21 protein-coding genes are annotated in these 20,981 nt (G+C 57.4%); 8 read left to right on the plus strand and 13 right to left on the minus strand.

Annotation, left to right across the window (positions count from 1 at the left end):
• Window positions 1-27: 27 nt before the first annotated feature.
• Together znuC and znuB are read left to right on the plus strand one after the other, a co-directional pair.
• Entirely contained in the window at window positions 28-783 is a 756-nt protein-coding gene (znuC, locus tag ACQG1Y_RS13885) for a zinc ABC transporter ATP-binding protein ZnuC (RefSeq protein WP_017384350.1), read from the plus strand.
• Complete coding sequence (gene znuB / locus ACQG1Y_RS13890; RefSeq protein WP_015570280.1) at window positions 780-1,565, plus strand: zinc ABC transporter permease subunit ZnuB; 786 nt, start codon at window positions 780-782, stop codon at window positions 1,563-1,565. The genes znuC and znuB overlap by 4 nt, the downstream gene beginning before the upstream one ends.
• A 52-nt stretch (window positions 1,566-1,617) precedes the next feature.
• Here znuB and ruvB read toward each other — a convergent pair whose 3' ends face one another.
• The 6 genes from ruvB to aspS all read right to left on the minus strand — a co-directional run bounded on the left by ruvB (window position 1,618) and on the right by aspS (window position 6,873).
• Entirely contained in the window at window positions 1,618-2,628 is a 1,011-nt protein-coding gene (ruvB, locus tag ACQG1Y_RS13895; protein WP_003859753.1) for a Holliday junction branch migration DNA helicase RuvB, read from the minus strand.
• Between the two features lie 8 nt (window positions 2,629-2,636).
• A complete protein-coding gene (gene ruvA / locus ACQG1Y_RS13900; RefSeq protein WP_003859751.1) occupies window positions 2,637-3,251 on the minus strand; it encodes a Holliday junction branch migration protein RuvA in 615 nt (204 codons plus the stop codon).
• Between the two features lie 80 nt (window positions 3,252-3,331).
• Window positions 3,332-3,853 (minus strand): crossover junction endodeoxyribonuclease RuvC, encoded by a 522-nt coding sequence (gene ruvC, locus ACQG1Y_RS13905; RefSeq protein ID WP_003859749.1) that lies wholly within the window; start codon window positions 3,851-3,853, stop codon window positions 3,332-3,334.
• A gap of 34 nt (window positions 3,854-3,887) precedes the next feature.
• On the minus strand, window positions 3,888-4,628 hold the full coding sequence (locus ACQG1Y_RS13910; protein WP_058688590.1) for a YebC/PmpR family DNA-binding transcriptional regulator: 741 nt from the start codon (window positions 4,626-4,628) through the stop codon (window positions 3,888-3,890).
• Between the two features lie 27 nt (window positions 4,629-4,655).
• On the minus strand, window positions 4,656-5,099 hold the full coding sequence (nudB, locus tag ACQG1Y_RS13915) for a dihydroneopterin triphosphate diphosphatase (protein WP_006811037.1): 444 nt from the start codon (window positions 5,097-5,099) through the stop codon (window positions 4,656-4,658).
• 1 nt (window position 5,100) lies between these two features.
• Window positions 5,101-6,873 carry an aspartate--tRNA ligase gene (gene aspS / locus ACQG1Y_RS13920; RefSeq protein WP_017384352.1) on the minus strand — a complete coding sequence of 591 codons (1,773 nt, stop codon included), beginning with the start codon at window positions 6,871-6,873 and terminating at the stop codon, window positions 5,101-5,103.
• 262 nt (window positions 6,874-7,135) lie between these two features.
• Between aspS and ACQG1Y_RS13925 the strand changes: the two genes are divergently transcribed.
• The 5 genes from ACQG1Y_RS13925 to cmoB are packed head-to-tail and all read left to right on the plus strand — an operon-like array spanning window position 7,136 to window position 10,716.
• Window positions 7,136-7,702 carry a hydrolase gene (locus ACQG1Y_RS13925; RefSeq protein ID WP_015570278.1) on the plus strand — a complete coding sequence of 189 codons (567 nt, stop codon included), beginning with the start codon at window positions 7,136-7,138 and terminating at the stop codon, window positions 7,700-7,702.
• Window positions 7,699-8,517, plus strand: a complete 819-nt coding sequence (locus ACQG1Y_RS13930; protein ID WP_032671658.1) for a DUF72 domain-containing protein — start codon at window positions 7,699-7,701, stop codon at window positions 8,515-8,517. Before ACQG1Y_RS13925 ends, ACQG1Y_RS13930 begins: the two co-directional genes overlap by 4 nt.
• Before the next feature lie 51 nt (window positions 8,518-8,568).
• A complete protein-coding gene (locus ACQG1Y_RS13935; protein WP_003859737.1) occupies window positions 8,569-8,964 on the plus strand; it encodes an MAPEG family protein in 396 nt (131 codons plus the stop codon).
• Window positions 8,965-9,004: 40 nt separating this feature from the next.
• On the plus strand, window positions 9,005-9,748 hold the full coding sequence (gene cmoA / locus ACQG1Y_RS13940) for a carboxy-S-adenosyl-L-methionine synthase CmoA (protein ID WP_003859735.1): 744 nt from the start codon (window positions 9,005-9,007) through the stop codon (window positions 9,746-9,748).
• Entirely contained in the window at window positions 9,745-10,716 is a 972-nt protein-coding gene (gene cmoB, locus ACQG1Y_RS13945) for a tRNA 5-methoxyuridine(34)/uridine 5-oxyacetic acid(34) synthase CmoB (protein WP_015570275.1), read from the plus strand. The genes cmoA and cmoB overlap by 4 nt, the downstream gene beginning before the upstream one ends.
• 174 nt (window positions 10,717-10,890) lie before the next feature.
• Here cmoB and cutC read toward each other — a convergent pair whose 3' ends face one another.
• Together cutC and ACQG1Y_RS13955 are read right to left on the minus strand one after the other, a co-directional pair.
• Complete coding sequence (gene cutC, locus ACQG1Y_RS13950; RefSeq protein ID WP_032669628.1) at window positions 10,891-11,634, minus strand: copper homeostasis protein CutC; 744 nt, start codon at window positions 11,632-11,634, stop codon at window positions 10,891-10,893.
• A 78-nt stretch (window positions 11,635-11,712) separates the two neighbouring features.
• Complete coding sequence (locus ACQG1Y_RS13955; RefSeq protein ID WP_015570274.1) at window positions 11,713-12,273, minus strand: VOC family protein; 561 nt, start codon at window positions 12,271-12,273, stop codon at window positions 11,713-11,715.
• A 238-nt stretch (window positions 12,274-12,511) separates the two neighbouring features.
• Between ACQG1Y_RS13955 and argS the strand changes: the two genes are divergently transcribed.
• The gene (gene argS, locus ACQG1Y_RS13960) at window positions 12,512-14,245 is read left to right on the plus strand and encodes an arginine--tRNA ligase (RefSeq protein ID WP_023294934.1); all 1,734 of its coding nucleotides are present in this window, start codon (window positions 12,512-12,514) and stop codon (window positions 14,243-14,245) included.
• A 34-nt stretch (window positions 14,246-14,279) separates the two neighbouring features.
• Here the strand turns inward: argS and ACQG1Y_RS13965 are convergent, their stop codons facing one another.
• The 5 genes from ACQG1Y_RS13965 to flhB form a co-directional block, all read right to left on the minus strand.
• Entirely contained in the window at window positions 14,280-15,419 is a 1,140-nt protein-coding gene (locus ACQG1Y_RS13965; RefSeq protein ID WP_058688693.1) for a glycoside hydrolase family 88/105 protein, read from the minus strand.
• Window positions 15,420-15,423: 4 nt separating this feature from the next.
• On the minus strand, window positions 15,424-17,007 hold the full coding sequence (locus ACQG1Y_RS13970; protein ID WP_426736779.1) for an MFS transporter: 1,584 nt from the start codon (window positions 17,005-17,007) through the stop codon (window positions 15,424-15,426).
• Between the two features lie 260 nt (window positions 17,008-17,267).
• Window positions 17,268-17,660, minus strand: coding sequence for a flagellar protein FlhE (gene flhE, locus ACQG1Y_RS13975; RefSeq protein WP_023303901.1), 393 nt, complete (start codon window positions 17,658-17,660; stop codon window positions 17,268-17,270).
• A complete protein-coding gene (flhA, locus tag ACQG1Y_RS13980) occupies window positions 17,660-19,738 on the minus strand; it encodes a flagellar biosynthesis protein FlhA (protein WP_426736780.1) in 2,079 nt (692 codons plus the stop codon). The genes flhE and flhA overlap by 1 nt, the downstream gene beginning before the upstream one ends.
• Window positions 19,731-20,879, minus strand: a complete 1,149-nt coding sequence (gene flhB, locus ACQG1Y_RS13985) for a flagellar biosynthesis protein FlhB (RefSeq protein ID WP_017693236.1) — start codon at window positions 20,877-20,879, stop codon at window positions 19,731-19,733. Before flhB ends, flhA begins: the two co-directional genes overlap by 8 nt.
• Between the last annotated feature and the right edge of the window lie 102 nt (window positions 20,880-20,981).

The raw sequence follows: 20,981 nt of genomic DNA on the forward strand, positions 1-20,981 counted from the left end.
CGATGACTTCTGCAAGCTTAAATTGACATGACGACTTTAGTTTCTCTTGAAAATGTTTCGGTCTCATTCGGCCAGCGCCGCGTCCTTTCTGACGTGTCGCTGAATCTGAAGCCCGGCAAAATACTCACGCTGCTCGGCCCTAACGGTGCAGGCAAGTCGACGCTGGTACGCGTCGTATTAGGCCTGGTAGCCCCTGACGCAGGTGTTATCGTCCGCCAAGACAAGTTGCGTATCGGCTATGTGCCGCAAAAATTACACCTCGATGCCACCCTGCCCCTGACGGTGAGCCGCTTCCTGCGCCTCCGTCCCGGTACGCGTAAAGCGGATATCCTCCCGGCGCTTAAACGCGTTCAGGCGGGACATCTTGTTGAGGCACCCTTGCAAAAGCTGTCGGGCGGTGAAACCCAGCGCGTATTACTTGCCCGCGCCCTGCTCAGCAGCCCTCAGCTGCTGGTCCTGGACGAGCCGACGCAGGGTGTTGACGTCAACGGTCAGGTTGCGCTGTACGATCTGATTGACCAGCTCCGTCGGGAGCTAAACTGCGCGGTGCTGATGGTGTCCCATGATCTGCATCTGGTGATGGCCAAAACCGACGAAGTGCTGTGCCTGAACCATCACATTTGTTGTTCCGGCACGCCGGAAGTGGTGTCAATGCATCCGGAATTTATCTCTATGTTTGGCCATCGTGGCGCCGAGCAGCTGGGCATCTATCGTCATAATCACAATCACCGCCATGATTTACAGGGACGAATCGTCCTGCGTCGGGGAAATGGACACTCATGATTGAACTGTTACTGCCCGGCTGGCTGGCCGGGATTATGCTTGCCTGCGCCGCGGGTCCACTCGGCTCGTTTGTCGTCTGGCGCAGAATGTCCTATTTCGGCGATACGCTGGCCCATGCTTCATTGCTGGGTGTGGCGTTTGGTTTGTTACTGGACGTGAACCCGTTTTATGCGGTGATTGTCGTCACGCTGCTGCTGGCTGCCGGTCTGGTCTGGCTGGAAAAACGTCCTCATCTGGCAATTGATACCCTGCTCGGCATTATGGCGCACAGCGCCCTGTCGCTGGGCCTGGTGGTGGTGAGCCTGATGTCAAACATCCGCGTGGACCTGATGGCCTATCTGTTCGGCGATCTGCTGGCCGTCACGCCCGAAGATCTGATTTCTATTGCCATTGGCGTGGCAGTGGTGCTCGGGATCCTGCTGTGGCAGTGGCGAAATTTACTGGCTATGACCGTCAGCCCGGATCTGGCCTTTGTCGACGGCGTGAAGCTTCAGCGCGTGAAGCTGCTATTGATGCTGGTGACGGCGTTAACCATCGGCGTGGCGATGAAGTTTGTCGGCGCGCTGATCATCACGTCGCTGCTGATAATCCCTGCCGCCACGGCGCGCCGTTTTGCGCGTACGCCGGAGCAAATGGCCGGTATCGCGGTGATTATCGGAATGATCGCGGTCACGGGCGGGTTAACTTTCTCGGCGTTTTATGACACGCCAGCGGGGCCGTCGGTGGTACTGTGCGCGGCGGTGTTGTTTATTTTCAGTATGATGAAAAAGACCGCGCAGTAGTCAGCATGTCCCCGGTGGCGCTTCGCTTACCGGGGCTACCATTTATCGCTGCTTACGGCATCGCGGGCGGCGTAATACCGAAATGATTCCACGCCCGCACCGTCGCCATACGACCACGTGGGGTACGCTGTAAGAAGCCCTGCTGGATCAGATACGGCTCCAGCACGTCCTCGATAGTCTCACGCTCTTCGCCAATTGCCGCCGCCAGGTTATCCAGTCCTACCGGCCCGCCAAAGAACTTATCCAGCACCGCCAGCAGCAGCTTACGGTCCATGTAGTCAAAACCTTCGGCATCGACATTCAGCATATCCAGCGCCTGGGCGGCGATCTCGGCCGATATAGTACCGTCGTGCTTCACCTCGGCAAAGTCACGCACCCGGCGCAGCAGGCGGTTGGCGATACGCGGCGTACCGCGGGAGCGCTTCGCCACTTCAAACGCCCCCTCTTCGCTCATATCCAGCCCCATGTAGCGCGCGCTGCGCCCCACAATATGCTGAAGGTCGGGCACCTGATAAAACTCCAGACGCTGCACGATACCAAAACGGTCGCGTAGCGGTGAGGTCAGCGAGCCGGCGCGGGTCGTGGCGCCAATCAGGGTAAACGGTGGCAGATCGATTTTGATCGAGCGCGCGGCCGGACCTTCACCGATCATGATATCCAGTTGGTAATCCTCCATTGCCGGATAGAGCACTTCCTCCACCACCGGTGAAAGACGGTGGATCTCATCGATAAACAGCACGTCATGCGGTTCGAGGTTGGTCAGCATCGCCGCCAGGTCCCCTGCTTTCTCCAGTACCGGGCCGGAGGTGGTACGCAGGTTAACGCCCATTTCATTTGCGACGATATTCGCCAGGGTGGTTTTACCTAACCCCGGCGGACCAAAAATCAGCAGGTGATCGAGCGCATCGCCGCGCAGCTTTGCCGCCTGGATGAAAATCTCCATCTGAGAACGAACCTGCGGCTGGCCGATGTACTCATCCAGCAGTTTGGGACGGATCGCGCGATCCACCACGTCATCTGGCTGAATAGTGCCTGCCGATACCAGGCGGTCTGCTTCAATCATCCTTTACCTCACAATGCAGCGCGCAGCGCTTCACGAATCAGGGTTTCACTGCTGGCATCCGGTTTAGCAATTTTGCTCACCATCCGGCTGGCCTCCTGAGGTTTATAGCCCAGCGCCACCAGCGCGGCAACCGCTTCCTGCTCGGCATCATCATCAGATGCAGGCGCGCCCGGGGAAGTCAGCACCAGATCGGCTGCCGGCGTGAACAGATCGCCATGCAGACCTTTGAAGCGGTCCTTCATCTCGACAATCAAACGCTCGGCGGTTTTCTTCCCGATGCCCGGAAGTTTAATTAACGCAGCTGGATCTTCACGCTCAACGGCGTTCACAAACTGTGGCGCTGACATACCGGACAGAATCGCCAGGGCCAGCTTCGGCCCGACGCCGTTGGTTTTAATCAATTCGCGGAACAGGGTGCGTTCCTGTTTGTTATTGAAGCCGTACAGCAGCTGAGCGTCTTCACGCACCACAAACTGGGTAAAGACAACCGCCTCTTTGCCCGCCTCCGGCAGCTCATAGAAGCAGGTCATTGGCATATGGACTTCATAGCCCACGCCACCCACTTCCAGCAGTACTAACGGGGGTTGTTTTTCAATGATGATGCCTCTGAGTCTGCCTATCACGTGACGCTCCTGCGTTCTGGAAGAAATTAACTGCCGACATAATAAAAAAAGGCTGGATAAACATCCAGCCTGATTTGTCATTATCGTAACCTGCCTCGCGCCAGATTGAGCCGCGACTCGCTCATTTGCATCGCATTCTGGCTGACGTGACAGTGGGTAATCGCAATGGCCAGCGCATCGGCGGCGTCAGCCTGCGGGTTCGCAGGGAGCTTCAGCAGGGTACGCACCATGTGCTGCACCTGGCTTTTTTCCGCGCTACCAATGCCCACCACCGTCTGCTTAACCTGACGGGCCGCGTACTCAAACACCGGCAGATCCTGGTTCACGGCGGCAACAATCGCCACGCCGCGCGCCTGACCGAGCTTTAACGCCGAGTCAGCGTTCTTCGCCATAAAGACCTGCTCGATGGCGAAATAGTCCGGCTGAAACTGGGTGATGATCTCCGACACGCCCGCATAGATGAGCTTCAGGCGCGATGGCAGATCGTCCACTTTGGTGCGAATACAGCCGCTGCCGAGGTAGGTTAGCTGGCGTCCCACCTGACGGATAACGCCATAGCCGGTGACGCGTGAGCCGGGGTCAATCCCGAGAATAATCGACATCACGCGTCTCCCGTAAACGGTTTACAGGCTCTCATCAGAGAGTCGCTGCAACCTCATCAGAGATTTCACCGTTGTGATACACTTCCTGCACGTCGTCGCAGTCTTCGAGCATGTCGATCAGACGCAGCAGTTTCGGTGCGGTTTCCGCATCCATGTCCGCTTTGGTAGACGGGATCATGGAGACTTCAGCGTTATCCGCCTTCAGGCCAGCCGCTTCCAGCGCATCGCGCACGGCACCCATCTCTTCCCATGCGGTGTAAACATCAATAGCACCGTCGTCATAGTTCACCACGTCTTCCGCACCGGCTTCCAGCGCCGCTTCCATGATCGCATCTTCGTCGCCTTTCTCGAAGGAGATGACGCCTTTTTTGCTGAACAGGTACGCTACAGAACCGTCAGTGCCCAGGTTGCCGCCGGTTTTGGTGAACGCGTGACGCACTTCCGCAACGGTACGATTACGGTTGTCGGACAGACACTCAACCATCACCGCCGTACCGCCAGGACCGTAACCTTCATAAATGATGGTTTCCATGTTCGCGTCTTCATCACCGCCCACGCCACGTGCGATGGCACGGTTCAGGGTGTCACGCGTCATGTTGTTAGACAGGGCTTTATCCACCGCTGCGCGCAGACGTGGGTTAGAGGCCGGATCGCCGCCGCCCAGACGCGCCGCTGTCACCAGCTCACGAATGATTTTGGTAAAGATTTTACCGCGTTTGGCATCCTGTGCCGCTTTGCGGTGTTTGGTGTTGGCCCACTTACTATGACCTGCCATAAAAAGTTCTCCAAAAATCGCGCCTTCTCAGGCAGCGTTAATTACAAATTCTTCAATCGCCTGCCGGTTGCTCCACGACTTGGTCAGTGCGGCGGCATCCGCCGCATTCACCCAGCGGTAGGTCAGGTGTTCCGTGAACACGATCTCCCGCTCATGGGGAAGCGCAAGGCAGAACCACGATTCCGTATTGCGCTCAATCCCCGGTGCATAGCGATGACGTAAATGGCTAAAAATTTCAAACTCCACCGTGCGCTGACAGTCCTTCAGGGTCAGTTGCTCGCGAGCAACGTCAATGGCGACCTCTTCCTTTACTTCACGCGCGGCGGCCTGCGGCGCGGTCTCCCCCTCTTCCAGGCTGCCGGTAACCGACTGCCAGAAATCCGGATCGTCGCGCCGCTGCAACATCAGCACCCGCTTCGTGTCTTCTGCATAAATGACCACCAGAACCGAAACGGGACGCTTATATGCCATATCAGTTTTTCTCTTCCTTCTTCACCACCTCAATACCCAGCTCAGCCAGCGCGGCCGGGTTGGCAAAGCTTGGCGCTTCAGTCATCAGACACGCCGCTGCGGTGGTTTTCGGGAAGGCGATCACATCACGGATGTTGTCGGTGCCGGTCAGCAGCATGGTCAGACGGTCAAGACCGAAGGCCAGACCCGCATGCGGAGGGGTACCGTACTTCAGGGCGTCCAGCAGGAAGCCAAACTTCTCGCGCTGCTCCTGCTCGTTAATGCCCAGAATGCCGAACACGGTCTGCTGCATTTCACCGCTGTGAATACGCACGGAACCGCCGCCCACTTCGTAGCCGTTGATGACCATATCGTAGGCGTTTGCCACCGCGTCTTCCGGCGCCGCTTTCAGCTCTGCCGCCGTCATCTCTTTTGGCGAGGTGAACGGGTGGTGCATCGCGGTCAGGCCGCCTTCACCGTCGTCTTCAAACATCGGGAAGTCGATTACCCACAGCGGCGCCCATTTGCTTTCGTCGGTCAGGTTCAGGTCTTTGCCAAGCTTCAGACGCAGCGCGCCCATCGCATCCGCAACCACTTTCTTGTTGTCTGCGCCGAAGAAGATCATGTCGCCGTCCTGCGCGCCGGTGCGCTCAAGGATCGCTTCCACGATGTCCGCATTCAGGAATTTCGCCACCGGGCTGGTGATGCCTTCCAGACCTTTTGCACGCTCGGTTACTTTAATATAGGCCAGACCTTTCGCGCCGTAGATCTTGATGAAGTTGCCGTAGTCGTCAATCTGCTTACGGCTCAGGGCAGCACCGCCCGGAACGCGCAGGGCAGCCACGCGGCCTTTCGGATCGTTAGCCGGGCCAGCAAAGACCGCGAACTCAACGGCTTTCACCAGGTCTGCCACGTCCACCAGCTCCATCGGGTTACGCAGGTCTGGTTTGTCAGAACCGTAGCGACGCTCGGCTTCCGCGAAGGTCATGACAGGGAAATCGCCCAGCTCAACGCCTTTCACGTCGTTCCACAGGCTACGCACCAGGGCTTCCATCACCTCACGCACCTGCTCAGCGGTCATGAAGGAGGTTTCCACATCGATCTGGGTAAATTCTGGCTGACGGTCAGCGCGCAGGTCTTCGTCGCGGAAGCATTTCACGATCTGATAGTAGCGATCGAAGCCGGACATCATCAGCAGCTGTTTGAAAAGCTGTGGTGACTGCGGCAGCGCGTAGAATTTGCCTTTATGGACGCGGGATGGCACCAGGTAGTCGCGCGCGCCTTCCGGCGTGGCTTTGGTCAGCATCGGGGTTTCGATATCAAGGAAACCGTGGTCATCCATAAAACGGCGCACCAGGCTGGTGATTTTCGCACGGGTTTTCAGGCGCTGAGCCATTTCCGGACGTCGCAGATCCAGGTAGCGGTATTTCAGACGCGCTTCTTCGGTGTTGACGTGGTTGGAGTCCAGCGGCAACGCTTCCGCGCGGTTGATGATCGTCAGATCGGACGCCAGCACTTCGATAGCGCCGGTCGCCATGTCGGCGTTGACGTTTTTCTCGTCACGCGCACGCACGGTGCCCGTCACCTGAATGCAGAACTCATTGCGCAGCTCAGAAGCCAGCTTCAACGCATCAGCGCGATCCGGATCGAAGAACACCTGAACGATACCTTCGCGGTCACGCATATCAATAAAGATAAGGCTACCAAGATCGCGACGACGATTGACCCAACCACACAGGGTGACCTGCTGCCCGACGTGGGACTGACGCAGCTGCCCGCAATATTCTGTACGCATGAGATATCCCTTAATTAGCCGCAGGCTGATTGTCGCCTGTCTCGCAGGCTACGATGTCGCAGCTTTCTGTATGTCACAACTGGATGAAAAAAGGCGGCTATTATACTGGAAATTCTGCCGCACGATAAGAGCGAAGCACGGCCTGACGCGCGTTTGCTGAACTCTTATTGCCTATTCTCACAAAAATTAACAAAATTATCCGACCGATAACAGGCCATCACGTCGTAAGGTGTAGAAAAGCAATCATTTGACGGGAGTGACGATGTTTACACTTGATGCCACCAAAACCGCCCTTGTGGTCATTGATTTACAGGAAGGCATTCTGCCTTTTGCCGGTGGTCCGCACACCGCTGACGATGTGGTCAGCCGCGCTGCGCGCCTGGCAGAAAAATGCCGCGCCAGCGGCTCGCCTGTTGTTATGGTGCGCGTCGGCTGGTCCGCTGATTTCGCCGAAGCGTTAAAACAGCCGGTTGATGCCAAGGCCCCGGCGCAGGCGCTGCCGGACAACTGGTGGACATATCCTGTCTCGCTCGGTAAACGCGATAGCGATATAGAAGTCACCAAACGCCAGTGGGGCGCATTCTACGGCACCGACCTGGAGCTCCAGCTGCGCCGTCGCGGGATCGACACTATTATTCTGTGCGGGATCTCCACCAACATCGGTGTGGAATCCACCGCCCGTAACGCCTGGGAGCTGGGCTTTAACCTGGTGATCGCGGAAGATGCGTGCAGCGCAGCCTCTGCGGATCAGCACCAGGGCAGCATGACCCATATCTTCCCGCGTATCGGTCGCGTGCGCAGCACGGATGAGATCCTCAGCGCGCTATGATGTACGTGGGCCTGCCCCAGTGGTCGCACCCGAAATGGGTGCGCCTGGGTATTACCAGCCTTGAAGAGTATGCCCGACACTTTAACTGCGTGGAGGGCAATACCACGCTGTACGCTCTGCCCCGCGCGGAGATCGTCGAACGCTGGCGCGAGCAAACCAGCGACGACTTCCGCTTTTGCTTTAAATTCCCGGCGACCATCTCCCACAACGCCGCGCTGCGCAACTGCGATGATTTAACCCACGAGTTTTTCACCCGGATGTCGCCTCTGGCCAACCGTATTGGCCAGTACTGGCTCCAGCTTCCCGCCACGTTTGGCCCGCGCGACCTGCCTGCCCTCTGGCAGTTTCTCGACGCCCTGCCGCATGGCTTCACCTACGGCGTAGAAGTAAGGCATCCGGAATTCTTTGCCAAGGGCGACGTGGAGAAAGCGCTCAATCGCGGCCTGCATGAACGATCGGTCAACCGCGTGATCCTCGACAGCCGCCCCGTACATAGCGCAATCCCGCACAGCGAAGCCGTTGTTGATGCCCAGCGCAAAAAACCGAAAGTGCCCGTCCACGCGATCGTAACGGCACAGAACCCGATGGTCCGGTTTATCGGCAGCGATAACATGCAGCAAAATGAGGAGATGTTCGCCGTCTGGCTGCAAACGCTGGCGAAATGGGAGCACACCACCACGCCGTACCTTTTTTTACATACGCCGGATATCGCACAGGCGCCTGAACTGGTCGATGCTCTATGGCAAGCCTTGCAGCAGGCGGTTCCGTCGGTTGGCCCCGCGCCGTCCATCCCACAACAATCTTCTCTTTTCTGAAATCACCCCCTATCATAGAGACGTGCCATCTGCCAAAAACAGGGAGTTAGTATGGTCAGCGCGCTGTATGCGGTGTTAGGTGCATTACTGCTGATTAAGTTTTCATTTGATGTTGTGCGCCTGAGAATGCAGTACCGCGTCTCGTACGGTGACGGGGGCTTTTCTGAGCTACAAAGCGCAATCCGCATCCACGGCAACGCGGTCGAGTACATTCCCGTCGCGTTAATTTTACTGCTGTTAATGGAGATGGATGGCGCAGAAACCTGGATGGTGCACGTCTGTGGGCTGCTGCTGATAGCTGGGCGTTTGATGCATTATTATGGTTTTCACCACCGCCTGATCCGCTGGCGTCGTTCTGGCATGAGCGCGACCTGGTGCTCGCTTTTGCTGATGGTGCTGGCTAACCTTTGGTATATGCCGTGGGAGTTGGTTTTCTCCTTCCATTAGCGCACAATATGCCCCTTTATTTTTCCCGGATTTTTACGTTATGTCAGATCGCGACACGCTTTTTTCCGCGCCTATCGCCAGCCTGGGCGACTGGACCTTTGATGAACGGGTAGCCGAAGTCTTCCCGGATATGATCCAGCGCTCTGTTCCCGGTTATTCCAATATTATCTCCATGATCGGCATGCTGGCGGAGCGTTTTGTTCAACCCGGCACGCAGGTCTATGACCTGGGCTGTTCGCTGGGAGCGGCAACGCTGTCCATTCGTCGTAACGTTCATCACGAAGGCTGCAAGATTGTGGCTGTCGATAACTCACCGGCCATGGTCGAACGCTGCCGTCGCCACATTGACGCGTATAAAGCCCCTACGCCTGTGGAGGTGGTAGAAGGCGATATCCGCGATATCGACATCCAGAACGCCTCGATGGTGGTACTGAACTTTACCCTTCAGTTCCTGGTGCCGGACGATCGTCAGCGGTTGCTGGATAAAATTTATCAGGGCCTGAACCCGGGCGGCGCGCTGGTGTTGTCTGAGAAATTCAGCTTTGAAGACGCCAGCGTGGGCGAACTGCTGTTCAACATGCACCATGATTTCAAGCGTGCAAATGGCTACAGCGAGCTGGAGATCAGCCAGAAGCGCAGCATGCTTGAAAACGTCATGCTGACGGATTCCGTAGAAACCCACAAAGCGCGCCTGCGCAAAGCCGGATTTGAACACAGCGAACTGTGGTTCCAGTGCTTTAACTTTGGTTCTCTGGTGGCGCTTAAAGCCGGAGACGCAGCATGATCGAGTTCGGTAATTTCTATCAGCTGATTGCCAAAAACCACCTTTCCCACTGGCTGGAAACCCTGCCTGCGCAAATTGCCACCTGGCAGCGCGATCAGCAGCATGGTCTGTTGAAGCAGTGGTCCAACGCCGTGGAGTTTCTGCCTGAACTGACGCCTCATCGTCTGGATTTACTGCACAGCGTGACGGCGGAGAGCGAAGAGCCGCTCCCGGCCGGGCAGATCAACCGCATCGAAACGCTGATGCGTAACCTGATGCCGTGGCGCAAAGGGCCGTTCTCGCTGTACGGCGTAAATATCAACACCGAGTGGCGCTCTGACTGGAAGTGGGATCGCGTTCTGCCGCATTTATCCGACCTGACCGGGCGCACCATTCTGGACGTGGGCTGCGGTAGCGGCTATCACATGTGGCGCATGATCGGCGCAGGCGCGCATCTGGCCGTCGGTATCGATCCGATGCAGCTGTTCCTGTGCCAGTTTGAAGCGGTGCGTAAGCTGCTGGGTAACGACCAGCGTGCGCACCTGCTGCCGCTGGGTATCGAGCAACTCCCTGCCCTGAAAGCGTTTGATACCGTTTTCTCGATGGGCGTGCTGTACCACCGTCGTTCCCCGCTGGAGCATCTGTGGCAACTGAAAGATCAGCTGGTCAGCGGCGGCGAACTGGTGCTGGAAACGCTGGTCATCGAAGGCGATGAACATGCCGTTCTGGTGCCGGGCGATCGCTATGCGCAGATGCGCAACGTTTACTTCATCCCTTCCGCGCTGGCGCTGAAGAACTGGCTGGAGAAATGTGGATTTGTCGATGTACGCATCGCCGATGTGTGCGTGACGTCAGTTGAGGAACAGCGCCGCACCGACTGGATGATCACCGAATCGCTGGAGCAATTCCTCGACCCGGACGATCACAGTAAAACCATCGAAGGCTATCCGGCCCCGATGCGTGCGGTATTGATTGCGACCAAGCCGTAGCCTTTAGCCGGGTGGCGGCTGCGCCTTACCCGGCCTACGCGTGATTTCGTAGGCCCGGTAAGCGCAGCGCCACCGGGCAAAAAAGAAAAAAAGGCCCCTGTGTAATTTGCAGGGGCCTGGTACAAGCAAGCATCATATTGGGCGACATGATGCGCGGTAAAAATCGGTACGTTGCTACACGTGATGACGTTCAATCAACGATTTCATTACCGCAACCGACTCTCCATCCACACCGTAGCGTGAGTACTCATCCGCTTCAGCATCCGTCGACATTGACAACCCTGTATTGCGATAACGCATGGGTGAAGGTATCCATTTACCCGCCGAGCTGTGCAGCTCTTCCACCCCTGCGTTTAAAAACAGTTCCAGATTGCTGGCGCGTACTCCTGCGCCCGCCATGATTATTGGAACACCGGAATGTGCTTTTAGTTCCGTAATTAATTTCAGTCCTTTTTCAGCCGAGGACTGCTGGCCCGACGTCAGAACGCGCGCCACGCCCAGTTCTGCCAGCGTATCAAAGGCTTGTATCGGATCCTGACACATATCGAACGCACGATGAAAAGTGACCGCCATCCCCCGGGCGGCGCGCATGACCTGACGCATACGCGGAAGATCGATGTTGCCGTCTTCGTCCAGCACACCGATCACCAGCCCCGGAAAACCGGAATCACGGACGAGGGCGATATCCTCAAGCATGGCACTGAACTCACCCGCCGTATAACAAAAATCACCGCCGCGCGGGCGAATAATCGGGTGCACCGGAATAGTGATGGCCTGACGGGCTGATTTCAGCACGCCAAAGGACGGGGTTAATCCCCCTTCTTTAGGTGCCGCGCAAAGCTCGATGCGATCGGCCCCCTGCCGTTGCGCAGTGACGGCACACTCCACGCTGTAACAACAAATTTCCAGCAGCGCCATGTCATCCTCCTTAAATTTCACTCAACGTACCATCGTGGCACGTTGCCCGATTGATGTCTGGATCGACGCTCACAATGCTTACGCTTCGCTGGCGACGATCTGCTCGATAGTCCAGGGATGGAATTTCACCGTCACGTTGCCGTCCGTTACGGCAAGCGTAGGGTTCGGTAAGCGTTCGCGCTCCCCTTTTGGCGAGCTGGTTTTGACGAAAATACCCGGCTGGCTTAACCCCTCGTCGGAAAGCAGCGCCAGCGCACGGGCGTTCAGCGTCTCGGGCTCCCCAGGCAGAACAATTTCGATATGCTCCCAGCCTTCGTGCGGATAACGCTTCTCTCCTGGCCAGGGCAGTTCCACAACGGTGAATTGCCAGTGCGCCACCGTTACCGGCGCGTGAAGTTTGAACAGGCAGATCGGGCGACCGTTAATGATATTCTCCGACAGCAGTTCTCCGCACTGCTCAAAGCCACGCCGCCAGCGTTCGGCGGTGGCATTCTGGTGGCAGCGCAAAGAGATGTGATCGGCCTCAAGCGGCGCGATATCCAGCCCGAGACGGGTGGCAAGTTCTGTGAACGCCTGAGTGAAGCGCGGTAAATCTGCGGAAATATCATGCAGTTCGTCAATGGTATGCCAGTTCGCCATAGGTCAGTCTCGTTTCGTGTCGCAAAGCCGCTAATTTACTCTGTTGCCCTCTGGCGACCAACCGCAGAATCACGGTTTTTTCGACTGCATGATTATGCATACCGTCTTCGCCTGGATTCTGAGCGATCTTCGCCCCCCGCAGGGCTGACGCCCGAAGGCATTTGCAGTATACTCCCGCCCTAAATTCTTAAACTGGCGTGGGTGTTTTTTACCCGCATCAAAAACGTAAGGTATCCAGGTGAATATTCAGGCTCTTCTCTCAGAAAAAGTCAGTCAGGCACTGATTGCCGCAGGTGCGCCTGCGGATTGCGAACCACAGGTTCGTCAGTCAGCGAAAGTACAGTTTGGCGACTATCAGGCTAATGGCGTGATGGCAGTGGCTAAAAAACTGGGCATGCCGCCGCGACAGCTCGCTGAGCAGGTACTGACGCATCTGGATCTCACCGGCATCGCCAGCAAAACCGAAATCGCCGGTCCAGGCTTTATCAACATTTTCCTTGAGCCTGCATTCCTCGCAAGCCACGTTGACGCGGCGCTGAAGTCTGACCGTCTGGGCGTGGCTCAGCCAGAAGCGCAGACCGTGGTGGTTGACTACTCCGCGCCAAACGTGGCGAAAGAGATGCACGTCGGTCACCTGCGCTCCACCATCATCGGTGACGCGGCGGTGCGTACCCTGGAGTTCCTTGGTCACAAGGTGATCCGCGCTAACCACGTAGGCGACTGGGGCACGCAGTTCGGCATGCTGATCGCGTATCTGGAAAAGCAGCAGCAGGAAAACGCAGGCGAAATGGCGCTGGCAGACCTGGAAGGTTTCTACCGTGAAGCCAAAAAGCACTATGACGAAGATGAAGCCTTCGCCGAGCGCGCGCGCAGCTACGTGGTGAAACTTCAAGGCGGCGACCCGTACTTCCTCGAGATGTGGCGCAAGCTGGTGGACATTACCATGTCCCAGAATCAGCTCACCTATAACCGTCTGAACGTGACCCTGACCCGTGACGACGTGATGGGTGAAAGCCTGTATAACCCGATGCTGCCAGGCATTGTGGCGGACCTGAAAGCTAAAAATCTGGCGGTGGAAAGCGAAGGCGCAACGGTGGTGTTCCTTGATGAGTATAAAAACAAGGAAGGCGAACCGATGGGTGTGATCGTCCAGAAAAAGGATGGCGGCTATCTCTACACCACCACCGACATCGCCTGTGCGAAATACCGTTACGAAACCCTGCATGCGGATCGCGTGCTGTATTACATCGACTCCCGTCAGCACCAGCACCTGATGCAGGCGTGGACTATCGTGCGTAAAGCGGGTTATGTGCCGGATTCCGTGCCGCTGGAACATCACATGTTCGGCATGATGCTGGGTAAAGACGGTAAGCCGTTCAAAACCCGTGCGGGCGGCACCGTGAAGCTTTCCGATCTGCTGGATGAAGCGCTGGAACGCGCGCGTCGCCTGGTGGCCGAGAAGAACCCGGATATGCCTGCTGACGAGCTGGAGAAACTGGCTAACGCGGTTGGGATCGGCGCGGTGAAATACGCGGATCTCTCCAAGAACCGTACCACCGACTATATCTTCGACTGGGACAACATGCTGGCGTTTGAAGGCAACACGGCGCCATATATGCAGTACGCTTATACCCGCGTACTCTCCGTCTTCCGTAAAGCCAATATCGACGAAAGCGTGCTGGCGAATGCCACGGTGACCCTTACCGAAGATCGTGAAGCACAGCTGGCTGCCCGCCTGCTTCAGTTCGAAGAGACGCTCTCCGTGGTCGCGCGTGACGGTACGCCGCATGTTATGTGTGCTTACCTGTACGATCTGGCCGGTCTGTTCTCTGGCTTCTACGAACACTGCCCTATCCTCTCTGCCGAGAGCGAAGCGGTGCGTCACAGCCGCCTGAAGCTGGCGCAGCTGACGGCGAAGACACTGAAGCTCGGTCTGGATACCCTGGGTATCGAAACCGTAGAACGTATGTAAAAAAGAAACCCGGCGAGCGCCGGGTTTTTTATTATCAGAAATATTTCCGCAAATATTCCGTCAGACACAGAATCGCCATTGCCTGGCCATACGGCATCGAGGTCAGCGGTATCTGGCGGTAAAACGCCAGATCGCTTCCCATCCCCGTCCCGAAGGACGTTTGCAGCAGCTCCCCTTCCGGCGAGATGTTTTGCACGATGCCGCGAATCGCTTTCTCCGCCACCTCTGCGTACTCTGCGCCGACATAACGCTTGCGCACGGCTTTCAGAATGCCGTAGGCAAACCCTGCCGTGGCCGACGCCTCCAGATAAGAATCAGGATCGTCCAGCAGCGTATGCCACAATCCGCTCTCGTCCTGACATTTTGCCAGTGCGACGATCTGCGCGTTCAGTACCTGCACCAGATAGCGACGAACGGCGTTGTTTTCCGGCAGATCCACCAGCTCGAGGAAATCCGGGATGACGATGGTCAGCCAGCTGTTGCCGCGCGCCCAGCGGGCCCGGGCAAAGTTGTGATTGCCGTCGTAATTCCAGCCGTGGAACCACAGCCCGGTCTCCCGATCCATCAGATTCTGTACGTGGAGCAGGAACTGATAGATCGCCTCCTCGACGTACTCCGGCTTGTTCAGCAGCTTGCCGATTTTCGCCAGCGGCAGCACCGTCATCATCAGCGTGTCATCCCACATCTGCTGATGGTTCTCTTCCGCCAGGGTGATGTGCTGCATGCCGCCATGTTCGGTGCGCGGCATCTCATTCATCGCCCATTCCGCCCAGCTTTCCAGCCACGGCAGCCAGGCAGGGTTTTTGGTCTCTTCGTAGCGATACGCCAGCGTCAGGAACGGCGACATGGTATTCACGTTTTTGGTGGTTGCGCCTTCAGCGAAACGGTCAGCAAACCAGCTGTCGATAATCTCGCGCATGCCTTCGTCACCGGTCTGGCAGTAATACTGCCAGATACCGTATAAACCGACGCCGTGGGTCCATTCCCATCCGGCCCAGCCTTTGGTGTCGATCACGCGCCCGTCGTCCAGCCGCAGCAAAAACTCACCCGTTTTGTCGTGGATATTGACCAGGTTATGCGTCACCTTTTGAATCAGCGATTTCAGCTCATCCCTGGCGATAAAGCGCTCAGGCTGACGCAGTAACGGGCTATGTTTGACAGGCCAAACTTTCATCATCTTAACCTCTGTTGTATGTCGAATTCAGTACCGCGCGATCCTTCAGCGAAGGGGCCGCCGGCTTATTGCGATTCAGATAACCGATGTTGTTGTTGCCCCACAGGGATTCATACGGCATTCCCGCCAGCATCTCCACGGTAGCGCGGGCCTGCGGGGTCACCGCCTCTGGCATCGCATGGCCGGACTCGCGCATTTTCGCGGTCTCTTCACGCAGGGTGCTGTGAGTCTGCAAATTGAGTTTGAAGCGCAGGGAGACAAGGAAGCCGCAGAACAGCACCAGAATAGTGCCAACGCTCAGGATCATCAGAATGGTGTGGCTCACTTCCGCAGGCTGCACTTTTTGCCCGCTGACAAAGCCCGACATCTGCATCACGATCCCCACCAGCATCACCGCACCGGCCTGAGACGCTTTACGGGTCAGCGTCATGATGCCCGCGAAGATCCCTTCGCGACGCTGACCGGTGATCACTTCGTCCACGTCAGCAATGTAGGTGTAGGTATTCCACGGTACGTAGTTGATACCCCCGAGGCCAAGACCGGCAACCGCAGAGATCAGCAGCAGCAGAGCGTAAACGTCGCTCAGGCCCGCGTAATAAAGCACCGCGTAAGAGAGCGAGGCCAGACCAAACAGCACGACCACCATGCGGTAAGACGGCGCAGGTCCGAAGCGAATGCACAGCGGGATCATGCCGATCACGGCGAGGAACTGGAAGATGGCCATCGTGCCCAGCAGGTTGGACGCCATTGACGCCTCCTGCATCAGCACAAATACCACGTAATAGGTGAACACCGCATTAAAGACGTCCTGGGCGATGTAGCCGCCAAGGTACATCCCCAGATGCTGGCGGAAAATCTTGATGCGCAGCGTCGAACTTAATTCGACAAAAAGACGGTTCAGGCTCTGGCCCAGGGTCAGCTTTTTCTTCTCTTCCTCGGCACGCAGAGCCGCTTCAGACCACTCTTCCCGCGGACGCTCCCAGGTGAAGAACCAGACGAAAGTAAGCATCAGCGCGCAGAGTACGGAGAAGACCAGGCTTGCATAGAAGAAGGAGATCGCGTTGTCTTTGCCGAAATGCGTGAGCAGGATCCCCGGCAGGAAGGAGGCCAGAATGGCGGACATCTGCGCCATAGAGATTCGCGCCCCGGAGAATTTGGTTTTCTGTTTGAAATCGTCCGTCATCTCCGGCACCAGCGTTTCGTACGGCACCAGGATCATGGTGTAGACGATATCAAAGATCAGATAGGTCAGCAGGTAGTACCAGAAACTCATGTCCCCTACCCACATCAGCGAGTAGCTGAAAACGCAGGGAATACCGAGCAGGATGAAGAACTTACGACGGCCAAAACGCTTGCCCAGCCAGGTGGTGCCAAAGTTATCGGTTAAAAAGCCCATTAACGGGCTGACAACCGCATCCAGCACCCTTGCGGCAGCGAAGATAAAGGTTGCTTCAATCGGTGTGAGTCCACAGAAGGTGGTATAAAAATACAAAAGCCAGGCGGCCGTCAGGGCGGTAGTCCCCGCCCCGAGGAAGTCCCCTGACCCGTAAGCAAAATAATTTGCGAGTCCAATTTTACGTGTTTTCATTGCCGTCAACCCTAATCAGTTTTGGGAGACTCCCTGTAAGCAACCTCGTCCGGGAGTTTTTACACGGCTACAGTAAAAGTATCGACCTGTTGATACCTTTCTGTTTCTGCCATCACAAAGTGGTGAATGGCAAAAACGCAAAGAGTGTCAATACGCGTGTCACTGATTTATAAAACAGCGTTTCTTTTGTATCAAAAGGGAAGGTCATTTTTGCGAGCCAGCCTTCAGAAATGCCTGGAGACTGGCGAAAAGGCGGGCAGTTAGCGGTAGTTGACGAGCACCTCGTTGCGCTGAACCTTCAGCGCCGGGATGAGACGTCCACCGCCTGGCACTTCCCAGATAAAGCGTAAAGGCTCCTGAGCAGACACCCCGTTGAAGGCCTGGGTAGTGCCACGTTGACCCTCGATTTCCGCGCAGCGGGTCAGCGAGCACAGCCGCACCCGCAACCCGGCCGGTGTGGGTCCCGTCAGGGTGTAATTCCAGGCCACCAGCGTCATCTGCCCGGACACGGGCTCAGAGGCGGACAGCGGACGGGAGGAGATCGACTCCCCCCGATGGTTGAGCGTTAAGCCGATACTGCTGGCCTGCCATGCCCCCTCGCCTGCGGCCTGCGCCGCCAGCGGGAAAAGTAAGATCCACAGCCACTTACGCATTATTTCCCTCCTATGGTCGCCGTCATGCGAATATTGCGGTTATCGGACAGCTCCATATTCGACAGCACTACCAGCTGGTTCAGGCTCCGGCGCAGGAAGCGCGACAGCAACGGACGCAGCGCGTGATTCACCAGCAGCACCGGCGGCGCGCCCAGCATCTCCTGACGCGCCAGCGCCTCCTGGGTTTGCGCCAGTAATCTGTCCGCCAGACCCGGCTCCAGCCCGCCACCGCCCTGCAACGCCTGAAGCAGCAGACGTTCCAGCGGCGTGTCCAGGCCAATGACCTGCACTTCGCCGGTTCCCGGGAACCATTGCTGGGTAATGGCGCGTCCGAGCGCCACGCGCACCACCGCCGTCAGTTCGTGCGGATCGCTTTGCAGCGGCGCATGTTCGGCCAGCGTCTCAAGGATGGTACGCATATCGCGAATGGGCACCTTCTCATCGAGCAGATTTTGCAGCACTTTGTGCAGGGTGGTTAAGGTCAGTACGCCCGGCACCAAATCTTCGGTCAGCTTCGGCATCTCCTGCGTTACGCGGTCGAGCAGCTGCTGCGCCTCCTGACGTCCAAACAGTACCGCGGAGAACTGGCCAATCAGGTGGTTGAGGTGCGTCGCCACCACGGTACTGGCCTCAACGACCGTGTAACCCTGAATCTGGGCCTGCTCTTTCAGGGCGCTCTCAATCCAGATTGCCGCCAGACCAAAGGCCGGGTCGGTCGTCTGCTCACCCGGCAGCGTGCCTGCGGCGGTGCCCGGGTTAATCGCCAGCCAGCGGCCGGGGTACGCATCACCGCTGCCGATTTCCACCCCTTTCATCAGGATGCGGTAGCGCGCGGGCGGGAGATCCATATTGTCCCGGATGTGGACCACCGGCGGCAGGAAGCCCATATCCTGGGCGAATTTTTTACGAATGCTGCGGATACGGCCAAGCAGCTCACCATCCTGCTGGAAATCCACCATCGGGATCAGGCGGTACCCCACTTCCATCCCCAGCGAATCTTCGAGCTGTACGTCGTTCCAGGTGGCTTCCACCGCCTGGGTGTTCTCAGGCATTTTGACCGGCGCAGGCTCTGCCTTAGGCTGCGTTTCCCGGCCACGCATCCACCAGGCAAGCCCCAGCAGCGCAGCGGTGAACAGCAGGAATACCAGGTTTGGCATGCCCGGCACCATACCGAGCAGGCCCAGCACCGCCGCGGAGAGCAGCATAACGCGCGGGTTGCTGAAGAGCTGCCCCACCATCTGCTCGCCCACGTCCTGATCGGTACTGACGCGAGTCACAATCACGCCCGCCGCGGTGGAGATCACCAGCGCCGGGATCTGCGCCACCAGACCATCACCAATGGTCAGCAGCGTATAGCTTTCCGCTGCGTGGCCCATGTCCATGCCGTGTTGCAGCACGCCGACAAGCAGGCCGCCGACGACGTTAATCACCATGATCAGAATGCCCGCGATGGCGTCACCGCGCACAAACTTACTCGCACCGTCCATGGAGCCGTAGAAATCTGCCTCCTGGGTCACTTCAGCACGGCGTTTTTTCGCTTCATCTTCCGCGATCAGCCCGGCATTCAGGTCCGCGTCGATGGCCATCTGCTTGCCCGGCATCCCGTCGAGCACGAAGCGCGCGCCCACTTCTGCGATACGCCCCGCCCCTTTAGTGATAACCATGAAGTTAATAATCACCAGAATGACGAACACCACGATACCGATGGCGAAGTTGCCGCCCACCAGGAAGTGACCGAAGGCTTCGACCACCTTGCCCGCCGCCGCCGCGCCGGTGTGCCCTTCCATCAGGATGATACGCGTGGAGGCAACGTTCAGCGCCAGGCGCAGCAGCGTGGTGAACAGCAGGATCGTTGGAAACGCGGCGAACTCCAGCGTGCGCTGGGTGAACATCGCCACCAGCAACACCATGATGGACAACGCAATGTTGAAGGTGAAAAGCAGGTCGAGGATAAATGCCGGTAACGGCAGCACCATCATCGACAGAATTAGCAGGATCAGAATCGGTCCGGCAAGGATCTGCCATTGCGTCGATTTCAGGTTGCCGGGCAGGCGCAACATTGCCACCAGATTAGCCATCAGTGTCCTTCTCGTTCAAAAAATCCAGTGCTTCAGGCACCGGCAGGTTCTCAGGTTTTACAGGTCGTTGACCGCCCGCTAAACGCCAGCGTTTCAGTTGCCACACCCAGGCCAGCACCTCTGCGACAGCGGCGTAGAGCTGGCCCGGGATCTGTTGTCCAATTTCCGCGTGGCGATACAGCGCGCGAGCCAGCGGCGGTGCTTCCAGGATCGGCACACGGTTTTCCGTGGCGATTTCACGAATGCGCAGCGCAATCAGCCCGGCCCCTTTCGCCACCACTTTCGGCGCGCTCATTTTGTTTTCGTCGTACTGAAGCGCCACGGAGTAGTGAGTCGGGTTGGTGACGATGACGTCGGCTTTCGGCACATCTTCCATCATGCGCCGACGCGCGGCGGCGCGCTGCATCTGGCGGATACGGCCCTTAACGTGCGGGTCGCCTTCCATCTGCTTATATTCATCGCGGATGTCCTGACGCGACATTCGCAGCTTTTTGATATGGGAATAGATCTGGAAGATAACGTCGAACGCCACCATCGGAATAATGCTGAGTACCACCAGCAGCGAGCATAACCCGACCAGGTTCAGGGCATTCTTCATCGCCGTCATCGGGGACTCGCTGATCAGGCGCATCATCTCCGGCCAGTGGTGCCACAAAAAAAAACCGGCGGTACTGCCCATAAGAAGCGATTTCAGGATCGCTTTAAGAAGCTCAGCCCCGGTTTGCGCGGAAAACATTTTCGCAATGCCGGGGAACGGATTGAGCTTAGAGAATTTCGGTTGCAGCGATTTTCCGCTGAACACCAGGCCACCGAGCATGACCGGCGAAACCAGGGCCACGATGACCACGCCCGCGATCAGCGGCAGCAAGGCGAGCATCGCGCTTTTCACAAGGTTGATGATCTGAATGAGGATCAGATTGGGGTCATTGACCATGCTGTGATCAAAACGTAAGCCAGCCGAGAGCATTCCCGCCAGTCTGCGGGCAAGCATCTCCCCGCCCCACCAGATTATGCAGACGCCCACCACCAGGATCAGCAGGGATGTCAGCTCTCGGGATCGGGGGATCTGCCCATCCTCACGGGCTTTTTCAAGTCGGTGGGGTGTGGGGGCTTCTGTTTTGTCGTCGTTCTCTTCTGCCACTGTGCCTGCTCGCAGCCCATTAATTCACGGGTATCATGCCAGCGCAGAGAAAATCCAATGGCGGGAAAAGCCCGTTTATTCGGGCTCTTTTCGCTGTTTTTG

The organism is Enterobacter cloacae complex sp. 397G4, from assembly GCF_050031515.1.
Taxonomy (GTDB): Bacteria; Pseudomonadota; Gammaproteobacteria; order Enterobacterales; family Enterobacteriaceae; genus Enterobacter; species Enterobacter hormaechei_C.